Source organism: Parabacteroides bouchesdurhonensis, assembly GCF_900186615.1.
GTDB classification, from domain to species: Bacteria; Bacteroidota; Bacteroidia; order Bacteroidales; family Tannerellaceae; genus Parabacteroides; species Parabacteroides bouchesdurhonensis.
The window spans coordinates 1,881,548-1,906,889 of the sequence record NZ_LT896588.1; the positions used below are offsets into that span (position 1 = coordinate 1,881,548).

24 protein-coding genes are annotated in these 25,342 nt (G+C 41.8%); 14 read left to right on the forward strand and 10 right to left on the reverse strand.

The genetic code is table 11. The annotated features are described in order from the left end of the window. Positions 1 to 13 precede the first annotated feature (13 nt). Together C1721_RS08005 and C1721_RS08010 are read left to right on the forward strand one after the other, a co-directional pair. Positions 14 to 874, forward strand: coding sequence for an AraC family transcriptional regulator (locus C1721_RS08005; protein WP_102407891.1), 861 nt, complete (start codon positions 14 to 16; stop codon positions 872 to 874). A gap of 19 nt (positions 875 to 893) precedes the next feature. Further along, a complete protein-coding gene (locus C1721_RS08010; protein ID WP_102407892.1) occupies positions 894 to 1,190 on the forward strand; it encodes an HU family DNA-binding protein in 297 nt (98 codons plus the stop codon). Between the two features lie 96 nt (positions 1,191 to 1,286). Here the strand turns inward: C1721_RS08010 and C1721_RS08015 are convergent, their stop codons facing one another. Genes C1721_RS08015 through C1721_RS08025 form a run of 3 tightly spaced genes read right to left on the reverse strand, consistent with a single transcriptional unit; the run spans position 1,287 to position 4,987 of the window. Then, positions 1,287 to 3,059, reverse strand: a complete 1,773-nt coding sequence (locus C1721_RS08015; protein ID WP_102407893.1) for a DUF4091 domain-containing protein — start codon at positions 3,057 to 3,059, stop codon at positions 1,287 to 1,289. A gap of 15 nt (positions 3,060 to 3,074) precedes the next feature. Next, the gene (locus tag C1721_RS08020; protein ID WP_102407894.1) at positions 3,075 to 4,145 is read right to left on the reverse strand and encodes a TIGR04133 family radical SAM/SPASM protein; all 1,071 of its coding nucleotides are present in this window, start codon (positions 4,143 to 4,145) and stop codon (positions 3,075 to 3,077) included. A gap of 8 nt (positions 4,146 to 4,153) precedes the next feature. Next, entirely contained in the window at positions 4,154 to 4,987 is an 834-nt protein-coding gene (locus C1721_RS08025; RefSeq protein WP_102409335.1) for a radical SAM-associated putative lipoprotein, read from the reverse strand. A 245-nt stretch (positions 4,988 to 5,232) separates the two neighbouring features. On the opposite strand from C1721_RS08025, the gene C1721_RS08030 reads away from it, so the two are divergent. Both C1721_RS08030 and C1721_RS08035 read left to right on the forward strand, forming a co-directional pair. Then, on the forward strand, positions 5,233 to 7,080 hold the full coding sequence (locus tag C1721_RS08030) for an ABC transporter ATP-binding protein (RefSeq protein WP_102407895.1): 1,848 nt from the start codon (positions 5,233 to 5,235) through the stop codon (positions 7,078 to 7,080). Positions 7,081 to 7,097: 17 nt separating this feature from the next. Next, positions 7,098 to 9,542: a glycoside hydrolase family 95 protein gene (locus C1721_RS08035; protein ID WP_102407896.1), complete on the forward strand. Its 2,445-nt coding sequence runs from the start codon at positions 7,098 to 7,100 to the stop codon at positions 9,540 to 9,542. On the opposite strand, the gene C1721_RS08040 is transcribed toward C1721_RS08035, so the two are convergent. The 7 genes from C1721_RS08040 to C1721_RS08070 form a co-directional block, all read right to left on the reverse strand. Continuing rightward, positions 9,539 to 10,735 carry a porin gene (locus tag C1721_RS08040; protein ID WP_102407897.1) on the reverse strand — a complete coding sequence of 399 codons (1,197 nt, stop codon included), beginning with the start codon at positions 10,733 to 10,735 and terminating at the stop codon, positions 9,539 to 9,541. The genes C1721_RS08035 and C1721_RS08040 overlap by 4 nt on opposite strands. 214 nt (positions 10,736 to 10,949) lie before the next feature. Beyond that, positions 10,950 to 11,636, reverse strand: a complete 687-nt coding sequence (gene phoU / locus C1721_RS08045) for a phosphate signaling complex protein PhoU (RefSeq protein ID WP_102407898.1) — start codon at positions 11,634 to 11,636, stop codon at positions 10,950 to 10,952. Positions 11,637 to 11,796: 160 nt separating this feature from the next. After that, the gene (gene pstB / locus C1721_RS08050; RefSeq protein WP_102407899.1) at positions 11,797 to 12,549 is read right to left on the reverse strand and encodes a phosphate ABC transporter ATP-binding protein PstB; all 753 of its coding nucleotides are present in this window, start codon (positions 12,547 to 12,549) and stop codon (positions 11,797 to 11,799) included. A 162-nt stretch (positions 12,550 to 12,711) separates the two neighbouring features. Next, positions 12,712 to 13,596, reverse strand: coding sequence for a phosphate ABC transporter permease PstA (gene pstA, locus C1721_RS08055; RefSeq protein WP_102407900.1), 885 nt, complete (start codon positions 13,594 to 13,596; stop codon positions 12,712 to 12,714). Between the two features lie 9 nt (positions 13,597 to 13,605). Further along, entirely contained in the window at positions 13,606 to 14,793 is a 1,188-nt protein-coding gene (pstC, locus tag C1721_RS08060; protein ID WP_102407901.1) for a phosphate ABC transporter permease subunit PstC, read from the reverse strand. A 176-nt stretch (positions 14,794 to 14,969) separates the two neighbouring features. After that, the gene (locus C1721_RS08065; protein ID WP_102407902.1) at positions 14,970 to 16,466 is read right to left on the reverse strand and encodes a butyryl-CoA:acetate CoA transferase; all 1,497 of its coding nucleotides are present in this window, start codon (positions 16,464 to 16,466) and stop codon (positions 14,970 to 14,972) included. An 80-nt stretch (positions 16,467 to 16,546) separates the two neighbouring features. Beyond that, positions 16,547 to 17,005, reverse strand: a complete 459-nt coding sequence (locus tag C1721_RS08070) for a hypothetical protein (protein WP_102407903.1) — start codon at positions 17,003 to 17,005, stop codon at positions 16,547 to 16,549. 241 nt (positions 17,006 to 17,246) lie between these two features. On the opposite strand from C1721_RS08070, the gene miaB reads away from it, so the two are divergent. The 10 genes from miaB (at position 17,247) to metK (ending at position 25,213) form a co-directional block, all read left to right on the forward strand. Continuing rightward, positions 17,247 to 18,623: a tRNA (N6-isopentenyl adenosine(37)-C2)-methylthiotransferase MiaB gene (gene miaB / locus C1721_RS08075; RefSeq protein WP_102407904.1), complete on the forward strand. Its 1,377-nt coding sequence runs from the start codon at positions 17,247 to 17,249 to the stop codon at positions 18,621 to 18,623. A gap of 191 nt (positions 18,624 to 18,814) precedes the next feature. After that, on the forward strand, positions 18,815 to 19,693 hold the full coding sequence (locus C1721_RS08080) for a cell division protein FtsX (RefSeq protein ID WP_102407905.1): 879 nt from the start codon (positions 18,815 to 18,817) through the stop codon (positions 19,691 to 19,693). A 14-nt stretch (positions 19,694 to 19,707) separates the two neighbouring features. Next, a complete protein-coding gene (locus C1721_RS08085; protein WP_102407906.1) occupies positions 19,708 to 19,950 on the forward strand; it encodes a DUF3098 domain-containing protein in 243 nt (80 codons plus the stop codon). Continuing rightward, positions 19,947 to 20,741 (forward strand): undecaprenyl-diphosphate phosphatase, encoded by a 795-nt coding sequence (locus C1721_RS08090; protein ID WP_102407907.1) that lies wholly within the window; start codon positions 19,947 to 19,949, stop codon positions 20,739 to 20,741. Before C1721_RS08085 ends, C1721_RS08090 begins: the two co-directional genes overlap by 4 nt. Further along, positions 20,741 to 21,451: a tRNA pseudouridine(55) synthase TruB gene (gene truB / locus C1721_RS08095; RefSeq protein WP_102407908.1), complete on the forward strand. Its 711-nt coding sequence runs from the start codon at positions 20,741 to 20,743 to the stop codon at positions 21,449 to 21,451. Before C1721_RS08090 ends, truB begins: the two co-directional genes overlap by 1 nt. A 9-nt stretch (positions 21,452 to 21,460) precedes the next feature. Beyond that, positions 21,461 to 22,510, forward strand: coding sequence for a tRNA preQ1(34) S-adenosylmethionine ribosyltransferase-isomerase QueA (gene queA / locus C1721_RS08100; protein ID WP_102407909.1), 1,050 nt, complete (start codon positions 21,461 to 21,463; stop codon positions 22,508 to 22,510). 10 nt (positions 22,511 to 22,520) lie between these two features. Beyond that, positions 22,521 to 22,976: a 2-amino-4-hydroxy-6-hydroxymethyldihydropteridine diphosphokinase gene (gene folK / locus C1721_RS08105; protein ID WP_102407910.1), complete on the forward strand. Its 456-nt coding sequence runs from the start codon at positions 22,521 to 22,523 to the stop codon at positions 22,974 to 22,976. Positions 22,977 to 23,007: 31 nt separating this feature from the next. Beyond that, entirely contained in the window at positions 23,008 to 23,196 is a 189-nt protein-coding gene (locus tag C1721_RS08110) for a hypothetical protein (RefSeq protein WP_102407911.1), read from the forward strand. An 82-nt stretch (positions 23,197 to 23,278) separates the two neighbouring features. After that, on the forward strand, positions 23,279 to 23,722 hold the full coding sequence (locus C1721_RS08115; RefSeq protein WP_102409337.1) for a copper resistance protein NlpE: 444 nt from the start codon (positions 23,279 to 23,281) through the stop codon (positions 23,720 to 23,722). A gap of 201 nt (positions 23,723 to 23,923) precedes the next feature. After that, on the forward strand, positions 23,924 to 25,213 hold the full coding sequence (metK, locus tag C1721_RS08120; RefSeq protein ID WP_102407912.1) for a methionine adenosyltransferase: 1,290 nt from the start codon (positions 23,924 to 23,926) through the stop codon (positions 25,211 to 25,213). Positions 25,214 to 25,342: the final 129 nt, after the last annotated feature.

Below are 25,342 nucleotides of genomic sequence, written 5' to 3' on the forward strand. Positions count from 1 at the left end.
ATAATTTTGATTCATGAACACAATCATGATATATTCTTTGGATAACGATTTTAAGATTTACGAAAACTACTATCAAATACCAATAGCTTCCTATCCTTCTTATATAGGATTCGGTATGATTGTGTTTTGTGTGAAAGGAAAAGCGAAAATTAATATACATGGTTATGAACATACGATTGAGCAAAATGAAATAATTTTTATTTTCCCGGGTCAACTAGTGATGGTATCGGAAACGACGTCTGACTTTCGAATGAATTCTTTTGAAATATCTCAACCTCTTTTTGATGACATATTAGGTGGAATTGGAATTATTTCGCCACAATTTTTCTTTTATATGCAAAGCCACTATCATTATTTTTTGGACGAAAATGAACTTAGCTCTTTTAGAAATTATTTTTCTTTTCTTTGCCGCAGGATAAAAGATATTCACTGTTTATACCGTAGGGAATATATTCTTCACTGCCTGAGAATTCTGTATCTGGATATTTATAATGAGTATAAAAAAGATCCCTTAGTGGATAATTTTGACTTTAGTGTAAGGAAAAAACAGATTGTTCATCAATTTTTTCATCTGATAATAAAGTATTTTAAGGACTATAGAGAAGTTGGGTTTTATGCAAACCAATTATGTATAACTCCTAAATATCTGTCAACCGTAGTAAAAGAAATAACGGGTAAATCAGCAAAAGATTGGATATTGGAATATACGATTTCTGAGATTAAGAGTCTTTTGAGAGACTCTACTCTAAATATACAAGAGATAGTTTCGAAGACCAATTTTTCAAATCAATCAGCTTTAGGACGATTTTTCAGAAAACATACCGGGATGTCTCCATCCCAATATAGAAAAGATAAGTTGGATAAAATGAATTAACTATTAAAAATAACAAACAATGAATAAGAGTCAATTGGTTAATGAGTTGTCGGAAAGAACAGGAAGAAATCAGCGAGAACTTAGAAGCATTGTAGAAGAAATGATGAACATCATTGCCGAAGGAATTAAAAAGGGTGAAAGAGTAAGCTTACAGAATTTTGGAACATTTAAACCGCGTTTGCAAACAAGCCGCCTGGCACGTAATCCCAGAACAGGAGATACCGTTATGTTAATACCTAGGACAATAATTTGTTTTAAATGTTCTCCCTGCCTGTTAGATACTCTAAATGAAAAGGAACAGGACATGCATAATTGAAAGATGGTGGTATATATAAGTATGCTTATTAAGAGAGAAGCCTCCGGTGTTCATTTTTGAATTGCCGGAGGCTTAATGATTATTCTCTTTTTATTTTCAGAATTTATTCAGTTCCTTTCTTGCTTCAATAACCATTTCTGTCGGATCTTGCTGGGTAGAAGCTAAACCTTCGGGTGTGAATTTAGAAACAAGTTTATTGAGTTTGTCCAGTTTACTTTTATTATTCTTCGCTGTTAATTCTTTACGGAGTATACGAATCTTTTCATAGTCCTGGATGCCTTCGATAAGGCACTCCATCCGGATGCTGCTACGTTCCGGATATACAATATAGCAATCACCGGCTGCCCATGTACGGAAACGGGAATCACGTAACGGATCGGCGGTCCAACTGTTATATGCCCAACGCAAATAACCGTCGTAGTTTCCGGCCATAGTGTGCCAACCTATCCATGTAGCTTCGGCAGGCGCAGAGAACGTGAATACATTTGGGAAAGCTTCGCTACAGCAAGTATAAACTGTACTGATTTTTCCGGCCTTTTCTCGTTTTGTTTTTATGTCTGCCGGGAAATTATGTCCGTAACCTAAACAATAATCATATAAATCAGGCTCTATTTCCTGATGATAATTTCCTGCTAATGAAATTTTATATTCAGGATCAGCACTCCGAATTACCTTAATAGCTTCTTGCATGGCTTCCATACCTCGCTCGTCCATAGCAATAGTGGTTTTTTCAAACCAGCCTTTTTGACGTAGATGACGGGCAAAGTCTTTTAAAAAGCTACCCCAATAGTCTTTGTATGCGGCATCTCCGGGTTTAGCTTCAACAAATTTTATCCGATTGGTTGCCTGATCGAAATAATCGAAAGAAAGGGCCCACGGGATCATTGTGTAACAGTTGATTTGTTGATCTATGCCAATTTCATTCATCATATATTCTACCCATTTATCAAATACGGTATAATCGAAAGTCCAGCTCCCGTCTATGTTTTTCATGCGAAAGACCATACTGTCAAAGTGATCTTCTGTTTGTCCCGCCCAGGGCTTATACATAATACTTGTTGTAATAATTTTTTGTCCGGCATTAGCCAACATTTTCATAATAGGGCGCATGGCATCAAAATGTTCTTTGCTCCATAAAGGGAGGTCATAATAACGGGCTACAGCATATGGGTTTTGCCATAAATCCAGGTGAAATGCCCATTCCTTAGGTGTTGGCAATGTATGGTTTAATACATTGATTTGAATTTGTAAGTTCGTAGGAGTTATATCTTTACCTGATATGGTTAGTATTCCTTTGTACTTTCCTGCTTTACTATTTTGAGGCACCCAAATGTTTACCCATATAGGTTGTGTGGTCCGGGCTGTTATGTCACGAACTTTTACGATATCCAGAACATCGGCAACAATGGACGAGTCCCATTCTGCTTTATTTTCACGATTTCCACATCCTCCTTGACGGTCTTTATTTAGTTCATCTGTCATGATATAACGAACGAAGTTTGTGGAAATGGCTGATGCCGGAATTACAGAAGAACCATTTACTAGGTCGCTAACTGTTAACGTAACATCTTTAATGTCCGATTTTGTCCATAAAACGGCCTGAGCATTAACTCTTTCCCCTTTCCAGGCATTTGTTTGCCAACGGGACGTCTTTGTAACTTCCGGAATGCTTAATTTCGGATATCTTGTATAGATTGTTCCCCAGCTGAGTTGGGGTGTTGCAGGAAGTTTGTCCCAAACAGCTTCACTGTCATGTGGCTTGGTGTCTGCTAACTCTGCATAGTCATTTGTTGATGGGAAATGATTGGTTTGAGCCGATATGAAACAGTTAAACATCATAATGGCACAAAGAATGAATGTGTTTTTCATGTGTCTGAATTTTTGTTATGTAATTCTCTTATAATGGCAAACTAATAGTTTTCCGTTGTCGTCGTGCAAGTGCATTCCATTTCCTTCGCAATAACGGAACATACTGCAATCCGCACATTCGCCTTGCTTGGCCCACTTGCGATCCCGGTAAGGTTGAAATTTGTTGTTCCATACATCAATGAAATTATCTTTATAGATACTTCCCTGATGGTAATTAGCCCGGATACTGGGGCAACCGGAAATAGCTCCGTCTGCTAATACCGAAGCTGTATTGATTCCTGCATTACACTGGAATAACTGATCTCTCACTTCTGCTTCATAGTTCCCAAGGAAACCTTCGCAGCCGTAGCTGGTATGTATTTTCCCTTCTTTCCGGCAATAACGTATAAAGTTAAGTACCCATGTGTATTGTTCATTACTTAATTGTAATTCAGGAACATTGGCAGCTCTTCCGACCGGGAAGATCGTAAAGATACGCCAATTTTTCACACCCATATCTATAAGGAAGTCTTTAAATAATTTAAGGTCTTTAAAATTTTGCTGATTTACACAAGTAACTACATCCCAGACTATTTCTTTTTCCTCTGTTAGCATACAAATCGCATTTAGCGCATTCTCGAAGCTTTTGGGGTGACGGCGAAGCCAGTTATGCGCATTCTCGAAGCCATCAAGGCTTATGGTTATTGAATGCAGACCGGCAGCAAGGAGGGAATCCAGCCTTTCTCTTGTAAGGAGTAATCCGTTAGTAACGATACCCCAGGGAAAACCACGATGGTATAGTTCCCGGCCGCATTCTTCAATGTCTTTACGGACTAATGCTTCTCCGCCGGTAAAAACGACCATGACTTTGTTTGGCTCAACATAAGGCGTAATATCTTCTATTACTTTTAGAAAGTCATTTACAGGCATATCGGGTTGTTGTGCTGATACATGACAGTCACTTCCGCAATGACGGCAAGCTACATTGCAACGAAGCGTACACTCCCAAAAGAGTGTACGCAATTCATGTATCTTTGTGCGGTTTCGTTTTAAACTTCTAAACAATTCCAGCGCTATACGTTTTCGAAATCCGGGGCGTTTGTCCATTCTTGTATCTATTTATAAGCTTTGTCTTTCAGTACAAAGTTAACTTCTTTTTTTCCTTTCCCTATCAACATGCCCTTTCCTTCAGATAATGGAATGTCGGCAAAATTGACGGTAGCGGAGCTTTCATAATAAGCCTCCCAATTCCACCAGCCTCGATATAAAGAAGCTTGAATAGTATGTTCGGTAGCCGTTGCTTTGTCGTAAGTAAAGCTGTAATTACCACTATGGTCGGTGATGGCGGGATAAGAATAAGGGTTGTTTGCGTCATTAAAAGTATATGACGGCAACGTATTAATTAATATTCCTGCTAAAGGATAACCGTCTTTATCGGTTACTCTCCCGTAAATAGTATATAAAACGTAGGGAGACGTATGCGGATCCACATACTTTTTGAGAGTTATTTGTATTTCCTTATCTACGCTTCCCTGAAACCAACGATGGCCATTTCTATAATCTTCCCGATTGAGTGCCAGTATCGTTGTGTCGTTTGCAAAAAAGCCTCCATTGGCTTCTCCATCGGTATCGGAAATAATAAACTTGTATTTGCTTACGGGAAAATCGGCCTTTTCAAACAGGAATGCTCCTTGCTGATCACTATAAAGCGTATCGGCTTTGATCCATTCTTCACTGGAGTCCGGCGTTCTAACCAGTATCCGGACATTTGGTACGGGGTGGTTTTGTTCGTCTGTTACTTTTCCTTTAATACTGAAACTTGCATAAGGTGTTCCATATTCGGCAGGGACAGGATCGTTTTGATCGGAACAAGCGATTCCAAATAAAGCAAGAAGTGCAACCAGTACAGAATTGCAAAGTTTTAGCAAGATACGATATGGAGCATTCATACATCTCTCCTTTGTTTTAATTTTACCCTTTATCCCAAAAGTTAAAAACGAAACCGGCGTATTATTGGCTTTTTCCGGTTGTGTGTGTTGGAAATTATTCATACTTCCTCCTCTCATTATAATTAGTATATAATGATAAATACAAAAGTAGGCTAAATACTGCATACTTTTATTCTTTTTTTCTGATATTTTTATCCGTTAAAATCCGTAACTTGCGCCCTCAATTATCCATACGTAGCATTTATATGAGAGATTTCATCCGTATTTTGAGGCGTTTTGTGCCTCCATACAAAAAGTTTATGATATTGAACATTGTGTTCAATATTCTATCAGCGATATTAAATCTGTTCTCTTTTGCATTAATTATTCCGATTCTCCAGATACTTTTTAAGATAAATGAAGCTACCTATACCTATATGGAATGGACGTTTCATCCATTGTCTCTCGAATCATGGAAAGCTATGCCCGAGATTTTAAAGAATAATTTCTTTTGGTTTGTAACGGACGTCATTGAGACGCATGGAGGCTCGTTTGCATTAATTGTAATGGGGCTTTTCCTTGTTATAATGACCTTCTTTAAAGTTGCTACCATGTATATGGCATTCTTTACGATGATTCCTATACGAACAGGAGTTGTGCGCGACATACGTAACCAGATAAACAAAAAGATCACCCAATTGCCTCTTGGTTTCTTCTCGGAAGAACGTAAAGGAGATATTATAGCCCGAGTATCCGGTGATGTAAATGAAATAGAGGCCTCTATTATGAGTTCATTGGATATGTTGTTTAAGAATCCTATTCTTATCCTTATCTATCTGGCTGGTATGATTATGATAAGTTGGCAGCTTACATTATTTGTATTGATCCTTCTACCTCTTGCCGGTTATGTAATGGGACAGGTTGGAAAGAAATTGAAACGTAAATCGTTGGAAGGTCAGCAACAATGGGGATTGCTTATGAGTCAAATTGAAGAAACACTTGGAGGTTTACGTATTATAAAGGCATTTAATGCCGAAAAGAAGATTCAGATACGGTTTGAGAAGAATAACGAAATCTTTCGTAACACCACCAACCGTATCTATCGACGCCAACAAATGGCGCATCCGATGAGTGAATTTTTAGGAACAGCTACCATTGCAATTGTATTATGGTATGGCGGTACATTAATATTAAGTTCAAACAGTCCGATTGATGCACCTACTTTTATCTATTACCTGGTGATATTTTACAGCATTATTAATCCGGCAAAAGACTTAAGTAAATCTGTTTATTCCATCCAGAAAGGTTTGGCTTCTATGGAGCGTGTGGATAAGATTTTAAAAGCCGAAACCAACATCCATGACCCAAAGAATCCCCAACCTATCCGGTTGACAAAATCTATTTCATACAACGACGTATGGTTTAAATACCAGAATGAATGGATATTGAAAGGCATTAACCTGAACATCCCTAAAGGTAAGACTATTGCTTTAGTTGGCCAGTCAGGGTCCGGCAAAAGTACTTTAGTGGATTTGTTGCCCCGTTTCTACGATGTAAACAAAGGTAGTATTACAATAGACGATGTGGATATCCGTGATGCCAGACTATATGATTTGCGTGGACTGATGGGCAATGTAAACCAGGAGGCTATCTTGTTTAACGATACTTTCTTCAATAATATCTCATTTGGTGTTGATAATGCAACGCAGGAGCAAGTGGAAGAAGCCGCCAGGATTGCCAATGCCCACGATTTTATTATAGCCAGCGAAGAAGGATATAATACCAATATAGGTGACCGTGGCGGTAAATTGTCCGGCGGACAGCGCCAGCGTGTCAGCATTGCGCGGGCTATCTTGAAAAACCCTCCTATCCTTATCCTGGATGAGGCTACCTCAGCATTGGATACCGAATCGGAACGGTTGGTGCAGGATGCTTTAGAAAACCTGATGAAGAACCGTACTACTATCGTTATAGCCCACCGTCTTTCTACCATCCGCAATGCCGATGAAATATGTGTGATGCACGAAGGCGAAATAGTGGAGAGAGGCCGCCATGAAGAACTTCTTGCTTTGAATGGCTACTACAAACGTTTATGCGACATGCAAAGTTTCTAATTTAATACGTAATACACATGAAAACAAACTGCATTTCTTTGCTTTTTATCCTCCTGCTGGTGGCTTGCGATAAGATGCCGGAAACGAATAAGAAATCTTCGTTATCGTATCATTTCGATCAGCCTGCACGAATGTGGGAAGAGACCTTCCCCCTTGGTAACGGTCGTTTGGGAATGATGCCGGATGGTGGAATGGACAAGGAAAATCTTGTCTTGAATGAGATATCTATGTGGTCCGGCAGCAAACAAGACACCGATAATCCGAAGGCATACGGGGCTTTGGCTACTATCCGGAAGCTCATTTTTGAAGGACGGAATGACGAGGCTCAGGACTTAATGTACAATACTTTTGTTTGTAAAGGATTAGGCAGTAACTATGGAGACGGCTCCAATGCCCCTTATGGCAGTTATCAGCTGGTAGGTAATTTATATTTGAATTACACTTACCCAAATGCAGAATCCGTTTCTTCCTATAAAAGAGAGCTGAACTTAAATGAAGCCATCGCCACCGTCTCGTTTCAAAAGGGAGGGGTGAATTATTTACGTGAAGCTTTCACCTCCTTCTCGGATGGTATTGGAGTGATTCACCTGGTGGCTGATGCCGATAAAGCTTTGAATTTCTCTTTCGGAATGACTCGCCCGGAACACTATACGGTTACGACGGAAGGTAACGATCTGGTAATGCGCGGTCAGTTGCCGGATGGCGTAGACACTGTTGTGATGCAGGGAACTTGCTACGAATCACGAGCAAGAGTAGTTCTCCCCAAAGGCGGACGGATTATCGCAGGAGATTCCACCGTCGCCGTGCAAAGTGCGTCTGAGGCCATTATTCTGGTTAGTATGGCTACGGATTACTTTAATAAAGATACTTATCAGGCTCAGGTACGTTCTTTATTGGAAAAGGCCGGAAGCAAAGACTATCTTACGTTAAAGAAAGAACACATAGCTGCCTACCGCAGCCTGTTTGGACGTGCAGAACTGGATTTGGGAAGCTCGGGGAATGAGGCGTTACCAATGGATAAACGCTTACAAGCTTTCGCTGCCGATAGCAGTAAAGCGAAAGATCCCGCGTTGGCCGCTCTTTATTTCCAGTTCGGGCGTTATTTGTTGATCTCTTCCACCCGTCCGGGGCTTTTGCCTCCAAACCTTCAAGGGCTTTGGTCGCAAAGTGTTAATACACCATGGAATGGAGATTACCATCTGAATGTCAATTTCCAGATGAACCATTGGCCGGCAGAGGTAACCAACTTGTCTGAACTGCATCTTCCGTTGATAGAGTGGACAAAACAACAAGTAGCCAGCGGCGAACGTACGGCACAGGCCTTCTATAATGCACGTGGCTGGGTGACCCATATACTGGGTAACCTTTGGGAGTTCACCGCGCCGGGCGAACATCCGCAGTGGGGGGCTACTAACACTTCGGCTGCCTGGTTGTGCGAACACCTCTATACCCATTACCTGTATAATAAGGATATTGATTACCTGCGTGAAGTCTATCCGGTGATGAAGGGGGCTTCGCTATTCTTCGTTGACATGCTGGTACAAGACCCTCGAACCAAGTATCTGGTAACGGTTCCGACAACTTCACCTGAAAATACATTCAAGCTGCCTAACGGAAATGAAGTAAGCGTATGTGCCGGTTCTACTATGGATAACCAGATACTGCGCGAATTATTCACAAACACGATAGAGGCTGCCTCGATATTGGGCGTAGACGAAGACTTTGCCCAGATACTTGCCGAGAAACGTTCGCGACTGATGCCTACGACGATAGGTAAGGACGGGCGCATCATGGAATGGCTTGAGCCATACGAAGAAGCGGATGTGCACCATCGCCACGTCTCTCATTTGTTCGGTCTCTATCCGGGTAATGAAATCTCTCCGGAAGAAACACCGGAACTGGCTGCCGCCGCCAGAAAGACCCTCGAGATGAGGGGCGACGGAAGTACCGGCTGGTCGATGGCCTGGAAGATTAACTTCTGGGCTCGCTTACGTGATGGCGAACATGCCTACAAGCTATTGGCGGCTTTGCTGCATCCGTGTGAAACGGATAAGGTGAACTATGCCGGAGGCGGAGGCAGTTATCCTAATCTGTTCTGTGCTCACCCGCCGTTCCAGATAGATGGCAACTTTGGTGGCTGTGCCGGTATTGCAGAGATGCTTGTGCAGAGCCAGAGCGGTTACATCGAGCTGTTGCCCGCTATTCCTTCCGCATGGAAGAGAGGTAGCTTCAAGGGCTTGAAAGTGCGTGGCGGCGGTGAAGTATCGGCTAAGTGGGCCGACGGACAGTTGTCGGAAGCCACTCTGAAAGCTGTAATTGCCGGTACATTCCGCATCAAGCTTCCGTCTGAATCGGCCAACCTGACCGTGCAGATGAATCAGAAGAAGGTGTCGCTCCCTGTTGTGGACGGTGTGTTGACTGTTGAGTTGCAGGAAGGAGACAGCCTGCTGCTCCAGTTCTAGTAAAGCGGCAGACGATATACGAAACCTACGGCAAGGCGTGCGGTATTCTCCGGGGAGATGCCGGGCGCCTTTGCTCTTTCCGTCAGGCTGTAGGCGCGTCCGGTACCAATCAGGAAGAGGTGAAGGTTGTCGTCGGCCATCGGATAATATTCCACTCCTCCCTGATAGCCCCAGGCTGTGCGGTACTTCCCCTTCTCAAACACTTCGTTGGCTTTGTAAACGGAGGCTGTTTCGTACATTCCTTTCACAAACAGGTTCCATTTGGGATGGAGGCGGTACTGGGCTTCTGCCACCAGCGACAGGTAACTGCAATTCTCTGCTCTCACCGGGAGCGCATCCTCTTCTTCGGGAGGCATTAGTTCGGTAATCAGCCCCAGCGGATCGAGTGCTCCGCGTGAATACATTACGTCGAAATAGGCATAGAGCGGACCTGTCTCCAGGCTCTGCCCTGCAAAGATGCTATACATATATTTACCTCCGGCCTGTTGGGCGGCCGATACGGAATAGCGCAGGCCGACGAGTTCGTCCAGATAGCTGCTGTTCCAGTTCAGGGTGTAGAACAGGGGGACTTTGGATTTCTTGATGCCTTGGGGCAGGCTTCCGTAGTCGTCTTCCATAGAGCCTGCGCGGCTGTTGACTATCTGTAGGCGTATTTCCTGCGACGGGCTGGCGGCGTAACCCAGGCTGAGGCCGGTGAAGTAGCAGGGCTGGTATTCGTTCATGTCGCTATATTCGTAGATAAGCAGCGGATTCTCATCGTACTCATATCCTCCGTAAAGTATTTCCTGCTTACCGGCCAGCAGGGTGAACTTCGGGGACAGGCGGTAGCCTATAAAGGCGTATTCGATGGATTCGCTCAGGTTTTCGAGCGGCTGGTTTTCGTATCCGGCGTTTAGCTTCTGGCGATACCAATAGAATAGGCGGTTGCTCACTTCTCCGTTTATATCTACTTTGATGTCTTTCATGCGAAAGGCGGCTTCATCCAGTTTGCCCGAAAGAAAGTCGGCATTAAATCCGGCGTGCATTTCCAGATCGAAATTGAACGTTTTGTTTCGCTTGCGGTTCCCCGTAGCATGTTCGAAAAGGGAGACTGCGGACGAGTCTCTTTCCGGCAGGGGAGATTGCGCTGTTGCGGGAATGCCGCCTGTGCATAGCAGGAGGGCCGACAGATAGAGGGCTGCTGGTCGTTTCATTTGTCTGTACCTTGTTTTCGTATTTGCGCGGCAAAGGTACAAAAAGTATCCGCTTTTCGGTAACGTCTATACCGTGTACGCGGTACGAACATTACCGTTATAACAGTAAGAGCTTTGCGCCTATAGGCGCAATCCCTTTGCGGCGTACACCTCAAGAGCGTTGCGGTTATAGGCGCAAGAGTATTGCGCTTGGCGGCGCTGTGCGGGGAAGGCGTTAATGGTTCGCCTCTTTTTCAGTTTTGTCCATGTGTTTCATTACTTTAGCCTCCAGATAGAAGATAAGTTCTTCGGCAATGTTGGTGCAGTGGTCGCCAAAGCGTTCCATCTTGCGGATGATGCCGGCCATATACAGTCCGGCCAGCGCGCTTTCGGGATGCTTCTCTATATAATGTGCGATGATAGCGGTAGAACTGTGGTTGATCTCGTCTATCAGGTTGTCTTTAATGAAGATGCGTGATGCGATTTCGGAACTCTCTTTATCGAAGGCTTCCTGTGCCAGGGAGATCATGCTGAGCAGCTCTTCGAGCATTTCTTCCACGTGTGTTTCTTTAATAAGCTGCGGGTCGATGGGCTCTTTGTCCGGCAGGTTGCAGGTAAAGCGGGCTATGCTTTCGGCAAAGTCGCCCAGACGTTCCAGGTTCGTGTTTATCTTATACATGGCCAGCACGAAGCGCAGGTCTATGGCTACGGGAGCGTACAGGGCGATGATGTCTTCGCAGTCGCTGTCTATCTTCAGCTCGAAGGCATTTACGCGGCGTTCGCGGTTGATTACTTTATAGGCCAGTTCTTTGTCTCCGGTCAGCATGGCTTCTCCTGCATTGTATATCTGCTGATGCACGAGCGACCACATTTCGCTTACGCTGTTCTTTAACGTTGCTATTTCTTGTTCTATAACTTTCATGTTTGTGGAATTATTAGTAGTTAGTAGTTAGTAGATAGTAGTTATCACTCGCTTTGCTCGTTAGTAGTTAAGTAGGCAAGTAGTTAGTAGTTAGTAGTGGGGTATGCTATTTCTACTTGACTACTTAACTACTTTAACTACTTAACTACTTGCTTTTCTCCTATCCGAAGCGGCCGGTGATGTAGTTCTGTGTACTTTCTTTCTCCGGATTGGTGAATATCTTGCGCGTATTGTCGTACTCGATAAGCTCACCCAGGTAGAAGTAGCCGGTCTTGTCGCTTACACGTGCAGCCTGCTGCATGTTGTGGGTTACTATTACGATGGTATATTGCATCTTCAATTCGTGTATCAGGTCTTCTATCTTGCCGGTTGATATAGGGTCCAGAGCCGAGGTAGGCTCGTCCATAAGAAGGATGGAAGGCGAGATGGCAAGCGCCCGTGCGATACATAACCGCTGCTGCTGTCCGCCGGAGAGGGCAAAGGCCGATTCGCGCAGCTTCTCTTTCACTTCGTCCCACAGGGCTACCTGCTTGATGGTCTTTACCACGGTTTCCTCAATGTACGACTCATCCTTGACGCCGTTTACCCGAAGCCCGTAAGCTACGTTTTCGTAGATGCTTTTAGGAAAGGGATTGGGCTTTTGGAATACCATGCCTACGTTTTTGCGCAGTTGGTCTACCTTCTCTCCTTTGTCGTAAATGTTTCGCCCGTCAATGCAGATGCTTCCGGTGAGGCGCGTGCCGGGGATAAGGTCGTTCATCCGGTTGAACAGGCGCAGGTAGGTGGACTTTCCGCATCCCGACGGACCGATGAAGGCTACGGACGTGTTGGCTTCTATCTGCATGGATATGTTTTTCAATGCGTGGAAGTCGCCGTAGTAAAAGTCTACGCTTTGAGTATCAATTTTTATCATATTTATAGTAGTTAGTAGATAGTAGTTAGTAGTTATCACTCGCTTTGCTCGTTAGTAGTTAAGTAGGCAAGTAGTTATCACTCGTTTCACTCGTTAGTAGTTGGTAGATAGTAGTTGGTAGGTAACAGCTCTGTCTACTATCTACCAACTACTATCTACTAACTACCAGCGAGCAAAGCGAGCAAAATAGTTTCGCAGCGCGTTGGCTAGTAAGTTAACCACCAGGATGATGGCGATAAGAACTAATGCTGTGCCGTAAGCTGTTCCCCGTGAAGCCTCTATGTCCGTTCCGCTGGTCGATATTACGTATAAGTGGTAAGGCAGGGCCATGCACTGGTCGAATATGCTTTTGGGCAGGTGAGGCAAGAAGTAGGCGGCTACCGTGAACAGGATAGGGGCTGTTTCGCCGGATACGCGTCCGATAGACAGGATTAATCCGGTGATGATATTGGGAAAGGCCATAGGGAGTACCACCCTGCGGATGGTTTGCAACTTGGTAGCTCCTAAGGCAAGGCTTCCGTGACGGAAGGAATCGTCGATGCTCTTCAATGCCTCTTCGGTGGTGCGGATGATGAGCGGCAGAGACATCAGCGCCAGCGTAAACGAGCCGGCTATGATGGAGTCGCCCCATCCCAGTGCATTTACAAACAATGCCATACCGAACAGTCCGAACACTACAGAGGGTACGCCGCTCAGATTGTTTGTCATGATGCGGACGAAGCGGATAACTTTTCCGTTCGTTGCATATTCGTTCATGTATATGCCGCTCATGATGCCGATAGGGAAGCTGATAAGACTGCTTCCTATTACGAGATAGAGCGTCCCTACGATAGCGGGAAAGATACCGCCGGAAGTCATGCCCTCTTCCGGTGCAGTTGTCAGGAACTCCCAACTGATTGCTTTCGCGCCTTTTATGATAATGAAACCCAGTATGACGAATAGTATGGCTACGACAGTGTAGCTCAGTAAGGTGAAAGTGCCAAAGGCTACTTTCTGAGAGGTCCGTTTCTTGCGGTCTACGTTTCCTAAATGCTGAATAGGTGTCATGTCTTTATCTTACATTTTACGTTTGGAGGATATATATTCTACCGAGAAGTTCAACACCAGCGTGATGATAAATAAAACAGCCCCCAGCAGGAAGAGTGCTTCATAATGTGCACCTCCGGCGGGCGCTTCTCCCAGTTCGGCAGCGATAGTGGCGGGTATGGTACGTACCGGCTCAAAGAAGGACGTGGGGATGATAGCGGCATTTCCCGTAACCATCAATACGGCCATTGTTTCGCCGATGGCGCGTCCTATACCCAGCACGATTGCCGATGTTATGCCTGATATGGAGTAGGGTATAATTACTTTATAAATCGTCTGCCACTGGGTAGCTCCCAATGCCAGGCTGGCTTCTTTCATTGCCTGCGGAGTGTTTCGCATAGCATCTTCGGCTACGGTGATGATTGTAGGCAGGGCCATGATGGCAAGGACTATACTGCCGGCAAAGGCTGTCTCGCCAACAGGCAGATTCATTACTTTCTGGATGAGCGGGACGATGACTACCAGCCCGAAGAATCCATAAACTACGGAAGGTATTCCGGCTAGCAATTCTATAATGGGCTTCAAGAGGCCGCGCGTTTTTATATTTGCAATCTCTGCCAGATAAATGGCTACTGCCAGCCCGAATGGCAGTGCTATAACAATAGCGCCTATACTAACCAGAAGTGTCCCCAACAGAAGGGGTACCAGCCCGAAAATAGGAGCCGGCGTAGAAGTGGGATACCATTCTGTGCCGCAAAAGAAGTCGGCCGGAGTTATTTTGTCTCCGGAGATAATGTTCCCCTGAAAGTCCTTTGCCAGGTATTGTTGGGGAAAGAAAGCGATGATTCCGGGTTCTTTGGTTACGAGTTCGCTTATTTTGTCGGGGACGTATTGAAATTCGTCTCCCAATTCTTCTTCTGTGTAATAGTTGGTAAGGTCGGAAAAGCGGAATACGAGAATATCTTCGTCCGGACCGCCTAATTCTTCCCAATTGGTTATCTCCGCATCGAATATGTCCATGATCTTTTCCGGAGACAGGTGTTTTACCGGATTCTCTTTGTTGAGAGCAAGCACATAGCCTTCTTCTACGGCAGGACTGTTGAATAATCCTCCGGCTTCCTTAAATAAAAAGATGATGATTAACAGGATAGCAAGACTACTTACACTACCGCTTATCAGTAAACCTCCTTCTACTAGCTTTTCTATAAACTTTCTCACGTTCTTACTTAGATTAGTCTGCGGCAAAGGAACGATAAGAGTGTTAAGACGGTGTTAAACCGATTTGAAAGATATGTTTCAGGAGTATTACATTCGGGTTACGGGTAAAAAGAAATTGGAGCAACAGCTTAAAAAGTAAGCGTTGCTCCAATTCCCGAATATGAAATAGTTATTTCTTATTTATTGTATTTGCTCCAATCTACGTTGTGCATATCACCGCTTGCTGCTAATTCTTCATGGAAAGCGAAACAGCATTTCAGGTTCTGTGGAGTGTGTCCTTTAATGCCCATTGCCAGATATTCTTCCAACAGTGGCTTATAGTCTGGATGAACACAATTCTCAATAATGCAGCGGGCACGCTGAACAGGCGATTTGCCGCGTAAGTCGGCAACTCCGTATTCTGTAATGATAATCTTAACGGAATGTTCGCTGTGGTCTAAATGAGATACCATTGGAACGAATGCACTGATCTTTCCTTCTTTTGCAGTGGATGGGGTTGTGAAAATAGATAGCATTGCCGAACGGGTAAAATCTCCCGAACCGCCAATACCATTCATCATCTTGGTCCCTAACACGTGGGTAGAATTGATATTACCAAAAATGTCAGCTTCCAAAGCTGTATTAATAGCAATCAAACCTAAACGACGGGCTACTTCCGGATTGTTTGATATTTCTTGCGGGCGAAGCAATATTTTGTCTTTGAAGAAATCGAGGTTGCCGTAAATCTCACGAATGACTTCGTTACTAACGGATAAAGAGCAACCGCTGGCGAAATTAACGCGTCCTTGCTTCATTAAAGAAATAACGGCATCTTGAATAACTTCCGTATATACATTAAATGCAGGGATTTCTTTGTTTTCACCCATACAACCTAATACGGCGTTAGCTACATTTCCTACTCCACTCTGTAATGGAACAAATTCTTTCGGTAAACGACCTGCACGTATTTCGCTAACAAGGAAATCTGCCACGTTTTTACCGATAGCCAATGTTACATCGTCCAGTGGAGCAAAAGGTTTACCTTCGTTAGGTTCATCTGTTTTAACGATACCTACAATCTTTGCCGGGTCAACCTTTACACAATCGTTACCGATACGGTCCGAAGGAGTATAAATAGGTATTTCACGACGGTAAGGGGGATCTGCCGGCTCATAAATGTCGTGCATTCCGCGTATTTCTTTCGGATGGCGGCTGTTCAACTCAATGATGATACGGTCTGCCATACGGCAGATAGTAGGTAAAATACCTACACCGGAAGTAGGAACAATCTCTCCGTCTTCTGTAACATCGGCAGCCTCAACGATGGCTACATCAATCTTACCTAAGAATCCGTAACGTAAATCTTGGGCCAATTCAGACAAATGCATGTCAAAATACTGAGCCTGGTGAGCATTAAGAGCCGCACGCAAATCTTTGTTTGATTGGTAAGGGGTACGGAATTTAATTGCATTTGCGCGAGCCAGTTCTCCATCGAGTTTGTCACCTGTAGAGGCTCCGGTAAACATTCCGATTTGAAACGGATTGCCTTTCGCATGTTCTTCTTCCGCTTTTTTAGCAATAGCTCCCGGAACGGCTTTCGGACAACCCGCAGGAGTAAAACCGCTAAAGCCTACGTTATCATTATGATGAACGAATGCTGCAGCTTCTTCAGCAGTGATAAATTTTAAAGCCATGTTAAATTAGTTTTTATTTTTTGTAGTAAATTTTGTTGTTCAATAATCGGGCGCAAACTTACATATAAAATACGATGTATTTAATATTTACGGTTAAGAATCTCCGTATAAATGATGGCTTTTCTTAGTTCAGCCATTTCATTGAATGTTTCGGGCATAAATCCGCTTTCTTCTTCTTCCGCTAATATACGCTCTGAGATAGGATTCTTTGTAACTGATGTCGATACCTTTTCTCCGGATAGGAAAGGTGATGAAGATTTAGGAGTAGAAACCCGGGTTTGTTGTGTATATGTTTTTTCTTTCTTTTGTTCCTTTTGTTTGATTACAACTCTAGGTTGCTTAGGCTTTTCTTCTTGAACTTCCTGCAAAATATCCCAAAATCCTTTATCTGTAGCAGGCTTGTTATTCGAGGGAGTGCCGTTGCCTGGTTGTCCAAGGATTTGTTTGGATTGTTTTTTCTTTTTACCGGAACCCAGTAAACCACTAACACCGGCAATGATTAAAAAAACAATATACAACCAATCATTCAGGTTATCCATAACTTTGATTATTTTTGTACTCCAAAAGTATGAAGAATTATTGAAATGTGAAACAACCGATAGGGATAAAAGTAAATAAGGGTAACTTCGCAGCCACCCTTATTCAATTTAACCAAAACCTTAACTATGAAAAAATTTACGTTTTTCAATTGCAAATGTAAACCAGGTATTTGGAAAAAACAAGCATTTGAATGATTATTTTTAAAGAAAATGAATATTTAAATTTTATTTAGTAATTAAGATGGTTAAACAAGAAGATGGCGCGGACTTAAAATCTGTAGCCATGAAAGAAGAAAAGAGACTGTTTATTGAAACTTATGGTTGCCAGATGAATGTGGCAGACAGTGAAGTTGTGGCGTCTATTATGCAAATGGATGGTTATGCTCTGACGGAAAATATAGAGGATGCAGATGCCATTTTTGTAAATACTTGCTCTGTACGCGATAATGCCGAACAGAGGGTTTATGGACGTCTTCAGTATTTTCAGTCACTCAAACGAAAGAAAAAATCTCTTATTGTAGGTGTTCTTGGTTGTATGGCTGAACGCGTAAAAGAGGATTTATTGAATGTCCACCATGTGGATTTAGTGGTTGGACCGGATTCGTATATGGACTTGCCTAATCTGGTGGGAGCTGTAGAACATGGTGAAAAGGCAATAAATGTTGAATTGTCAACGCAGGAGACTTATAAAGATGTAATTCCTTTGAAATTGGGAGGAGGAGTACATATTTCGGGTTTTGTTTCTATAATGCGTGGTTGTAATAACTTTTGTTCTTATTGTATAGTACCTTATACTCGTGGACGTGAAAGAAGCCGGGACGTGGAGAGTATCTTGAATGAGATAGATGACATGAGGAAAAAAGGCTTTAAGGAGGTGGTCTTATTGGGACAAAATGTAAATTCTTATCGGTTTGAAAAGGATGGTGAGGAGATTACATTTCCGGTCTTGTTAGAGCGTGTTGCACTGGCTGCTCCGGAAATGCGTATTCGTTTTGTAACTTCCCATCCGAAGGATATGAGTGACGATACACTCCGGGTAATTGCCGAACATGATAATATATGTAAATATATCCATTTGCCTGCCCAGTCAGGCAGTTCCCGCATGTTGAATGTAATGAACCGTAAATATACCCGCGAATGGTATCTGAATAGAATTGCCGCGATCCGTAGGATTGTGCCGGATTGTGCTATTTCTACCGATCTGTTCTGTGGCTTTCATTCCGAAACGGAAGAAGACTATCAAGATACATTATCTTTAATGCGTGAGGTTGGTTATGATAGTGCATTTCTGTTTAAATATTCCGAACGTCCGGGAACGTATGCCGCAAAGCATCTTGCGGATGATATTCCTGAAAACGAAAAAGTTCGTCGTTTGCAAGGAATGATTGATTTGCAAAATAAATTATCGGAAGAAAGTAACCAGCGTGATATCGGCAAAGTATTTGAGGTTTTGATTGAAGGCTTTTCTAAGCGCTCGCGAGAACAACTTTTCGGCCGTACAAGCCAAAACAAAGTGGTAATCTTTGATAAAAAGAATTATCGTGTCGGACAGTTTATTAAAGTAAAAGTGACGGGAGCTTCATCCGCTACGTTATTTGGAGAACCTGTAGAGGAATGATTGCGTATTGTTCAAATCATCGGGATCTTTTTTCAAAATCATCGAGATGATTTTGAAAATGCATTAGGATGTTAAAGAAATTCAATGTGCAGGTTTATTCGTAATTTATTTGTTCTTTTGCAAAAAAATTGGGGGATGTGTTGTCTTTACATATCTCCCCAATTTATTTAACTCAAATAAGAACGCGTCTGATGGCTGAAAATAAAAAAGTTAGTACTATATCTTTCTTTAATTCTCGTCTTACTTCTGTAGTCAGTATCGCATTGGTACTTTTCTTGTTGGGATTGATTTTTTTAATGGGTTTATTGGGTAATAAGCTGTCGGTTTACGTAAAGGAAAATATTTCATTCTCAATCATATTGAAAGATAGCCAGAAAGAAGCGGATATAAAACGCATGCAGAAAAGTCTGGATGCGTTACCTTTTATTAAATCAACAGAATATATATCGAAGGAACAAGCTGCAAAGGAACTGGAAGAAGAATTAGGAGAGAATCCGGAAACCTTTTTGGGTTTTAATCCGTTGCAGGCTTCTATAGAGGTGAAATTACATTCAGACTATGCGAATCCGGACAGCCTCAAGCTGATAGAAAGAAAAATAAAGACCTATACATCTGTATCCGACTTGCTTTACCGTAAAGATATGATGGAAATGGTACATAATAATATAAAGCGGGTAGGTGTTATTTTGTTAGTGCTAGCCGTGATTTTGATGTCTATTTCATTTGTCCTTATAAGTAATACGATCCGTTTATTGATTTACTCTAAACGTTTTTTGATTCATACAATGAAGCTGGTTGGCGCGACATCCGGTTTTATTCGTCGTCCTTTTATAAAATATAATGTTGTTAGTGGCATTTTAGCTTCTATATTAGCAATATTAATGTTAACTGGTGCGTTATATTATTTACAAAGAGAGTTAAGTGGTTTTATTCAGATATTGGATATACGATCATTGTTATTTGTTTATGCGATTGTATTGATACTAGGCGTTTTATTGTCTATTATAGCTACCATATTTGCCGTGAATAAATATCTGAGAATGGGTGTTGATAAGTTGTATTATATTTAACTAAACATAGAAAGATGGCTAAAAGAGATTTTGCTTTCGGAAAAGAGAATTTTATATTGATTGGTGTTGCAATCGTTTTTATTGTTGTAGGATTTATGTTGATGAGCGGAGGTAAATCCGTAGATGGAGTGTCTTTTAATCCTGAAATATTCAGTACTCGCCGTATTGTGGTTGCTCCGGTAATTACGGTGTTGGGATTTATGATTATGATTTTGGGAATCCTGAGAAAGAGTAAAAGTAAAGAAGTCGGAGAATGAGTTGGTTTGAGGCGTTGATCTTAGGCATAGTTCAGGGACTTACCGAATTCTTGCCGGTTAGTAGTAGTGGCCATCTGGCAATTGGAAGTGCTTTGTTTGGAGTGAGTGGTGAAGAAAATCTCACATTTGCTGTGGCCGTACATGCTGCTACCGTATTAAGTACAATTGTAGTGTTGTGGAGCGAAGTCTCTTTTTTGTTTAAAGCTTTTTTTAGTTTTAAATGGAATGAGGGGACAAAGATTGTTTGTAAGATATTGTTATCTATGATTCCGGTTGGAATCGTAGGAGTCTTTTTTAAGGATTATGTTGAAGCGATTTTTGGTAGTGGGCTGTTGGTTGTTGGCTGTATGTTGTTAGTTACAGCAGCATTACTGGCATTTTCATATTATGCTAAACCGCGTCAGAAAGAAGAGATTTCTTTTAAAGATGCGTTTATTATCGGTATTGCGCAGGCTTGTGCCGTATTACCTGGTTTATCCCGTTCCGGCTCAACGATTGCTACAGGACTTTTATTAGGGGATAAGAAGGAACAAGTGGCTAAGTTTTCTTTCCTTATGGTAATTATACCGATTTTAGGTGAAGCCTTTTTGGACTTGATGAAAGGAGGTTTTTCTCCTGAAGAATCTGGTATTTCTGCTATCGCTTTAATTACAGGTTTCTTGGCCGCTTTTGTTTCGGGTACGATTGCTTGCAAATGGATGATTAATTTGGTGAAGAAAGGAAAGTTGATCTATTTTGCATACTATTGTGTTATAGCTGGGGTATTTACAATAATATATTCACTTGTTTAATGGATTTTATTGCAGGGGAAGTTCTTTATTTTAATAAACCACTAACGTGGACCTCTTTCGATTTAGTAAATAAGTTTCGCTATAAATTATCGCGTAAGCTGAAAGTGAAAAAGATAAAGGTGGGGCATGCCGGTACATTAGATCCCTTGGCGACAGGGGTCATGATTGTATGTACGGGAAGGGCCACCAAACGGATTGATGAGTTACAATATCAGACGAAAGAATATGTTGCTACCCTTAAACTGGGGGAAACAACGCCTTCTTTTGATCTGGAGAAAGAAATAGACGGAATTTATCCGACTGAACATATTACAAAAGAAATGGTGGAAAAGGTTTTGCAATCGTTTGTTGGGACAATACAACAAATTCCACCGGTCTTTTCCGCTTGTAAAGTGGAAGGAAAACGGGCTTACGAATTGGCCCGAAAAGGAGAGGATGTTGAGTTGAAAGCAAAGACATTGGTAATAGACGAAATGGAATTGCTTGAATATGATCTTCCTGTAATAAAGATTCGTGTGGTATGTAGTAAAGGAACTTATATACGTGCACTTGCCCGTGATATAGGTGTTGCATTACATTCAGGTGCACATTTGATCGCTTTGGAACGAACCAGGATTGGTAATGTAACTTTGGATATGTGTATGTCTCCGGAGGATATCGACGATTTTCTGGAGAAGAATGTAATGGAGGAAATAAAAGAAAATAAATAGAGTAGCATTATGAAGCTGTCGAAATTCAAATTTAATTTGCCGTCGGAACAAATCGCGTTGCATCCGACAAAGAACAGAGATGAATCAAGATTGATGGTCATTGATAGAAAGACCGGAAAAATTGAGCATCGTACGTTCAAGGATATCATGGAGTACTTTGGTGAAAAAGATGTGTTTATCTTTAATAATACGAAAGTCTTTCCGGCTCGTTTATATGGAAATAAAGAAAAAACAGGAGCTCGTATTGAAGTATTCTTGTTACGTGAATTGAATGAAGAATTGCGTTTGTGGGATGTTTTGGTTGATCCGGCCCGTAAGATACGTATTGGTAATAAGTTATATTTTGGTGAAGACGATTCTATGGTCGCAGAAGTTATTGATAATACAACTTCACGCGGACGTACACTTCGTTTTTTGTATGACGGCAACCATGATGAATTTAAAAAGGCACTTTATGCTTTGGGGGAAACGCCATTGCCTAAGTATATTGATCGTGAAGTAGAGTCCGAAGATGAAAATCGTTATCAGAATATTTTTGCAACGGAAGAAGGTGCAGTTGTAGCTCCGGCTGCGGGCTTGCATTTTAGTCGTGAATTGATGAAGCGTCTGGAAATAAAAGATTGCCGTTTTGCCTTTCTGACATTACATTCCGGTTTAGGTAATTTTCGCGAGATAGATGTAGAAGACCTTACTAAGCATAAAATGGATTCTGAACAGATGGTTGTGAATGCGGATGTAGTCAAAACCGTTAATATAGCAAAAGATGCAGGACGTCAGATTTGTGCCGTAGGAACATCTGTTATGCGTGCAATTGAAACAGCAGTAAGTACCGATGGACATTTGAAGGAATTTGAAGGTTGGACAAATAAATTTATTTTCCCACCTTACGACTTTAGTGTTGCTACCAGTATGGTGACGAATTTCCATATGCCATTGTCTACATTACTGATGATGGCCGCTTCTTTTGGTGGTTACGAGTTAATAATGGATGCTTATGAAGTGGCATTGAAAGAACAATATCGTTTTGGTGCCTATGGTGATGCGATGTTAATTCTGTAAAAAAGAAGAAATGGCTGTAGCTTACCTTAGTTTAGGTACAAATATTGGTAATAAGCGAAGACATTTGATAACAGCCGCTGCGTTGTTAGCTGAAAGGGTGGGAGATATTCTTGCCCTTTCTGATATGTATGAGACGGAACCGTGGGGGTTTGAATCCGAAAATACGTTTCTGAATGCTGCGGCGGAATTACAGACTACCTGTTCTCCGTTGGAATTGTTGGATGCGACCCGCTTAATTGAAATAGAGATGGGGCGCATTGAAAAAAGTAATGGAGCATATCACGATCGCATTATAGATATTGATATATTAATGTATGATGATTTAGTAATGCAGACACCCCGTCTTACGATTCCACATCCGTTGATGCATAAGCGCCCGTTTGTAATGACACCATTGATGGAGATTGCACCGGATGTGGTTCATCCGGTCTTCCATAAAACAATAGCCGAACTTGCCGGTTTATAAAGAAAGAATATTTACCCGTTAATTAAGAAGTATGAGCGTAGATAAGATATTGACAGATGGTATTGTTTTTAAGAAAGCGAAACAAGAAGCTTTTAAAGGCGAAAAAAAAATTAAGTTTTCTGATTTCCTGAAAGGAACACATGGCTCTGATTCTGCCAAGAAGAAGGCGGAATATAAATATAAGAAAGCTTTAAAAAACCAACGAAAGAAGAAAGGATGATATAAATAATTCAGCAATGCCGAAACAAATGCTTATATATTTATTGTTCTAACGATATATATAATGTTTAATGAAAATAAGTATGAAAAAAATTGCTGTTTTATTATGCTCATGTTTCTTGCTGGCAGTGACTGCTTGCGGAAACAATACCAAGACAAATAAGGATAAAGAGGAAATAAAGAAGACGGAAGCTGTTGTGGATATACACAACGCTGAAAATTCGTTGGATGTGGATGGCGTATATAAAGGAACTTTCCCTGCTGCTGACGGACCGGGTATTGAAATAACCTTGACATTGAATAAAGATAAAACTTTCACAATGCATTCTGTGTATATTGATCGTAAAGACGGTGTATTTGATGATAAGGGGACTTATACGATAGATAAAAATTTACTTACGCTTAAAATAGAAGGCGACGCCGATCAATACTATAGAATAGGAGAGTCTAAACTACTTCGTTTGGATAGTGAAAAACAAGAAATTACCGGTGCTTTAGTAGATCATTATTATCTTACCAAAGAATAATTTTAATAATAAGGGGCAAAGTTTTTTGCTTTTGCAAGTTTTATATATCTTTGTACCCGAATTGACGTGGATAGATTTGTATTGCTTGCAACCACAAGAAAAAATGCTAAAAAACAAACTTCTTTTCTAAGCCGTTCGGCAAACAGACTTCCCCAATCGTCAATTCATTACTGAATAAACACATAATTAATCATTTAAGTAATGAGTTATTTATTTACCTCCGAGTCGGTGTCTGAAGGACACCCCGATAAAGTAGCCGATCAAATTTCGGATGCTTTGCTGGATGAGTTTTTGGCTTATGACAAAAATTCTAAAGTTGCTTGCGAAACCCTTGTTACAACTGGGCAGGTTGTCTTGGCTGGAGAAGTTAAATCAACTGCATATGTAGATGTGCAGGAAGTAGCGCGTAGCGTAATTGAAAAGATTGGTTACACAAAAAGTGAATACCAGTTTGAGGCCAAATCATGCGGTGTGTTTTCTGCTATTCACGAACAGAGTGGCGATATTAACCGTGGTGTAGAACGTGAAGACCCTTATAATCAGGGAGCGGGAGATCAAGGTATGATGTTCGGCTATGCTACAAATGAAACTGAAAATTATATGCCTCTTGCATTAGACCTTTCCCACAGTCTATTATGGGAATTGGCATCTATTCGTAAGAATGAACCGGATCTGATGCCCTATCTTCGTCCGGATGCTAAAAGTCAGGTTACGATAGAATATGACGATAACGGCAAGCCGTTACGTATTGATACGGTCGTTGTTTCTACACAACATGATGAATTTGTAGCTCCCAAAGGTATTACGCAGGAAGAAGCTGATGCTGCTATGCAGAAAAAAATAGCTACAGACGTAAAGAATATTCTTATTCCGCGCGTAAAGGCTCAATACCCGGATCATGTTCAGGCATTGTTCAATGATAAAATCATTTATCATGTTAATCCCACTGGAAAGTTTGTTATAGGTGGTCCTCATGGTGATACGGGCTTAACCGGGCGTAAGATTATCGTTGATACGTATGGAGGCAAAGGGGCTCATGGCGGTGGAGCTTTCTCAGGCAAAGACCCTTCGAAAGTTGACCGTTCAGCTGCTTATGCAGCTCGCCATATTGCAAAGAATATGGTTGCAGCCGGCGTAGCAGACGAAATGCTGGTACAGGTTTCGTACGCTATTGGTGTTGCAAAGCCTATGAATATTTTTGTAAATACATTTGGCCGTGCCAATGTGAAAATGACAGATGGTGAGATTGCTGCAAAAGTATGGGATTTGTTTGATATGCGTCCAAAAGCAATTGAAGAACGTTTGAAGTTACGTAACCCGATTTACTTTGAAACAGCTTCTTACGGACATATGGGGCGTAAGCCGGAGATGGTAACAAAGACTTTCTCTTCCCGCTACAACCCGAAACCTACTATTTGTGATGTTGAGCTTTTTACATGGGAAAAACTGGATTATGTAGATAAAGTAAAAGAAGCTTTCGGCTTGAAATAAAACTTTTGTTTCATAATAGATAGAAAAACTGTTATCGTAATAACTACGATAGCGGTTTTTTTTTGAGACATTAGATAAATAAGAGGATTGTAAAAATAATGTATGACTATATTTTATACCTTTGGCGTC

Excerpts from the sequence above, each read along its gene's own strand:
- C1721_RS08115 (WP_102409337.1), top strand. The coding sequence starts at position 23,279 with ATGAAAAAAATTGCTGTTTTATTATGCTCATGTTTCTTGCTGGCAGTG.
- folK (WP_102407910.1), top strand. The coding sequence starts at position 22,521 with ATGGCTGTAGCTTACCTTAGTTTAGGTACAAATATTGGTAATAAGCGA.
- C1721_RS08010 (WP_102407892.1), top strand. The coding sequence starts at position 894 with ATGAATAAGAGTCAATTGGTTAATGAGTTGTCGGAAAGAACAGGAAGA.
- C1721_RS08080 (WP_102407905.1), top strand. The coding sequence starts at position 18,815 with ATGGCTGAAAATAAAAAAGTTAGTACTATATCTTTCTTTAATTCTCGT.
- C1721_RS08065 (WP_102407902.1), bottom strand. The coding sequence starts at position 16,466 with ATGGCTTTAAAATTTATCACTGCTGAAGAAGCTGCAGCATTCGTTCAT.
- pstA (WP_102407900.1), bottom strand. The coding sequence starts at position 13,596 with ATGACACCTATTCAGCATTTAGGAAACGTAGACCGCAAGAAACGGACC.
- C1721_RS08035 (WP_102407896.1), top strand. The coding sequence starts at position 7,098 with ATGAAAACAAACTGCATTTCTTTGCTTTTTATCCTCCTGCTGGTGGCT.
- C1721_RS08025 (WP_102409335.1), bottom strand. The coding sequence starts at position 4,987 with ATGAATGCTCCATATCGTATCTTGCTAAAACTTTGCAATTCTGTACTG.
- C1721_RS08110 (WP_102407911.1), top strand. The coding sequence starts at position 23,008 with ATGAGCGTAGATAAGATATTGACAGATGGTATTGTTTTTAAGAAAGCG.
- queA (WP_102407909.1), top strand. The coding sequence starts at position 21,461 with ATGAAGCTGTCGAAATTCAAATTTAATTTGCCGTCGGAACAAATCGCG.
- C1721_RS08040 (WP_102407897.1), bottom strand. The coding sequence starts at position 10,735 with ATGAAACGACCAGCAGCCCTCTATCTGTCGGCCCTCCTGCTATGCACA.
- C1721_RS08015 (WP_102407893.1), bottom strand. The coding sequence starts at position 3,059 with ATGAAAAACACATTCATTCTTTGTGCCATTATGATGTTTAACTGTTTC.
- C1721_RS08020 (WP_102407894.1), bottom strand. The coding sequence starts at position 4,145 with ATGGACAAACGCCCCGGATTTCGAAAACGTATAGCGCTGGAATTGTTT.
- C1721_RS08090 (WP_102407907.1), top strand. The coding sequence starts at position 19,947 with ATGAGTTGGTTTGAGGCGTTGATCTTAGGCATAGTTCAGGGACTTACC.
- phoU (WP_102407898.1), bottom strand. The coding sequence starts at position 11,636 with ATGAAAGTTATAGAACAAGAAATAGCAACGTTAAAGAACAGCGTAAGC.
- metK (WP_102407912.1), top strand. The coding sequence starts at position 23,924 with ATGAGTTATTTATTTACCTCCGAGTCGGTGTCTGAAGGACACCCCGAT.
- pstB (WP_102407899.1), bottom strand. The coding sequence starts at position 12,549 with ATGATAAAAATTGATACTCAAAGCGTAGACTTTTACTACGGCGACTTC.
- C1721_RS08070 (WP_102407903.1), bottom strand. The coding sequence starts at position 17,005 with ATGGATAACCTGAATGATTGGTTGTATATTGTTTTTTTAATCATTGCC.
- miaB (WP_102407904.1), top strand. The coding sequence starts at position 17,247 with ATGGTTAAACAAGAAGATGGCGCGGACTTAAAATCTGTAGCCATGAAA.
- C1721_RS08005 (WP_102407891.1), top strand. The coding sequence starts at position 14 with ATGAACACAATCATGATATATTCTTTGGATAACGATTTTAAGATTTAC.
- C1721_RS08030 (WP_102407895.1), top strand. The coding sequence starts at position 5,233 with ATGAGAGATTTCATCCGTATTTTGAGGCGTTTTGTGCCTCCATACAAA.
- truB (WP_102407908.1), top strand. The coding sequence starts at position 20,741 with ATGGATTTTATTGCAGGGGAAGTTCTTTATTTTAATAAACCACTAACG.
- C1721_RS08085 (WP_102407906.1), top strand. The coding sequence starts at position 19,708 with ATGGCTAAAAGAGATTTTGCTTTCGGAAAAGAGAATTTTATATTGATT.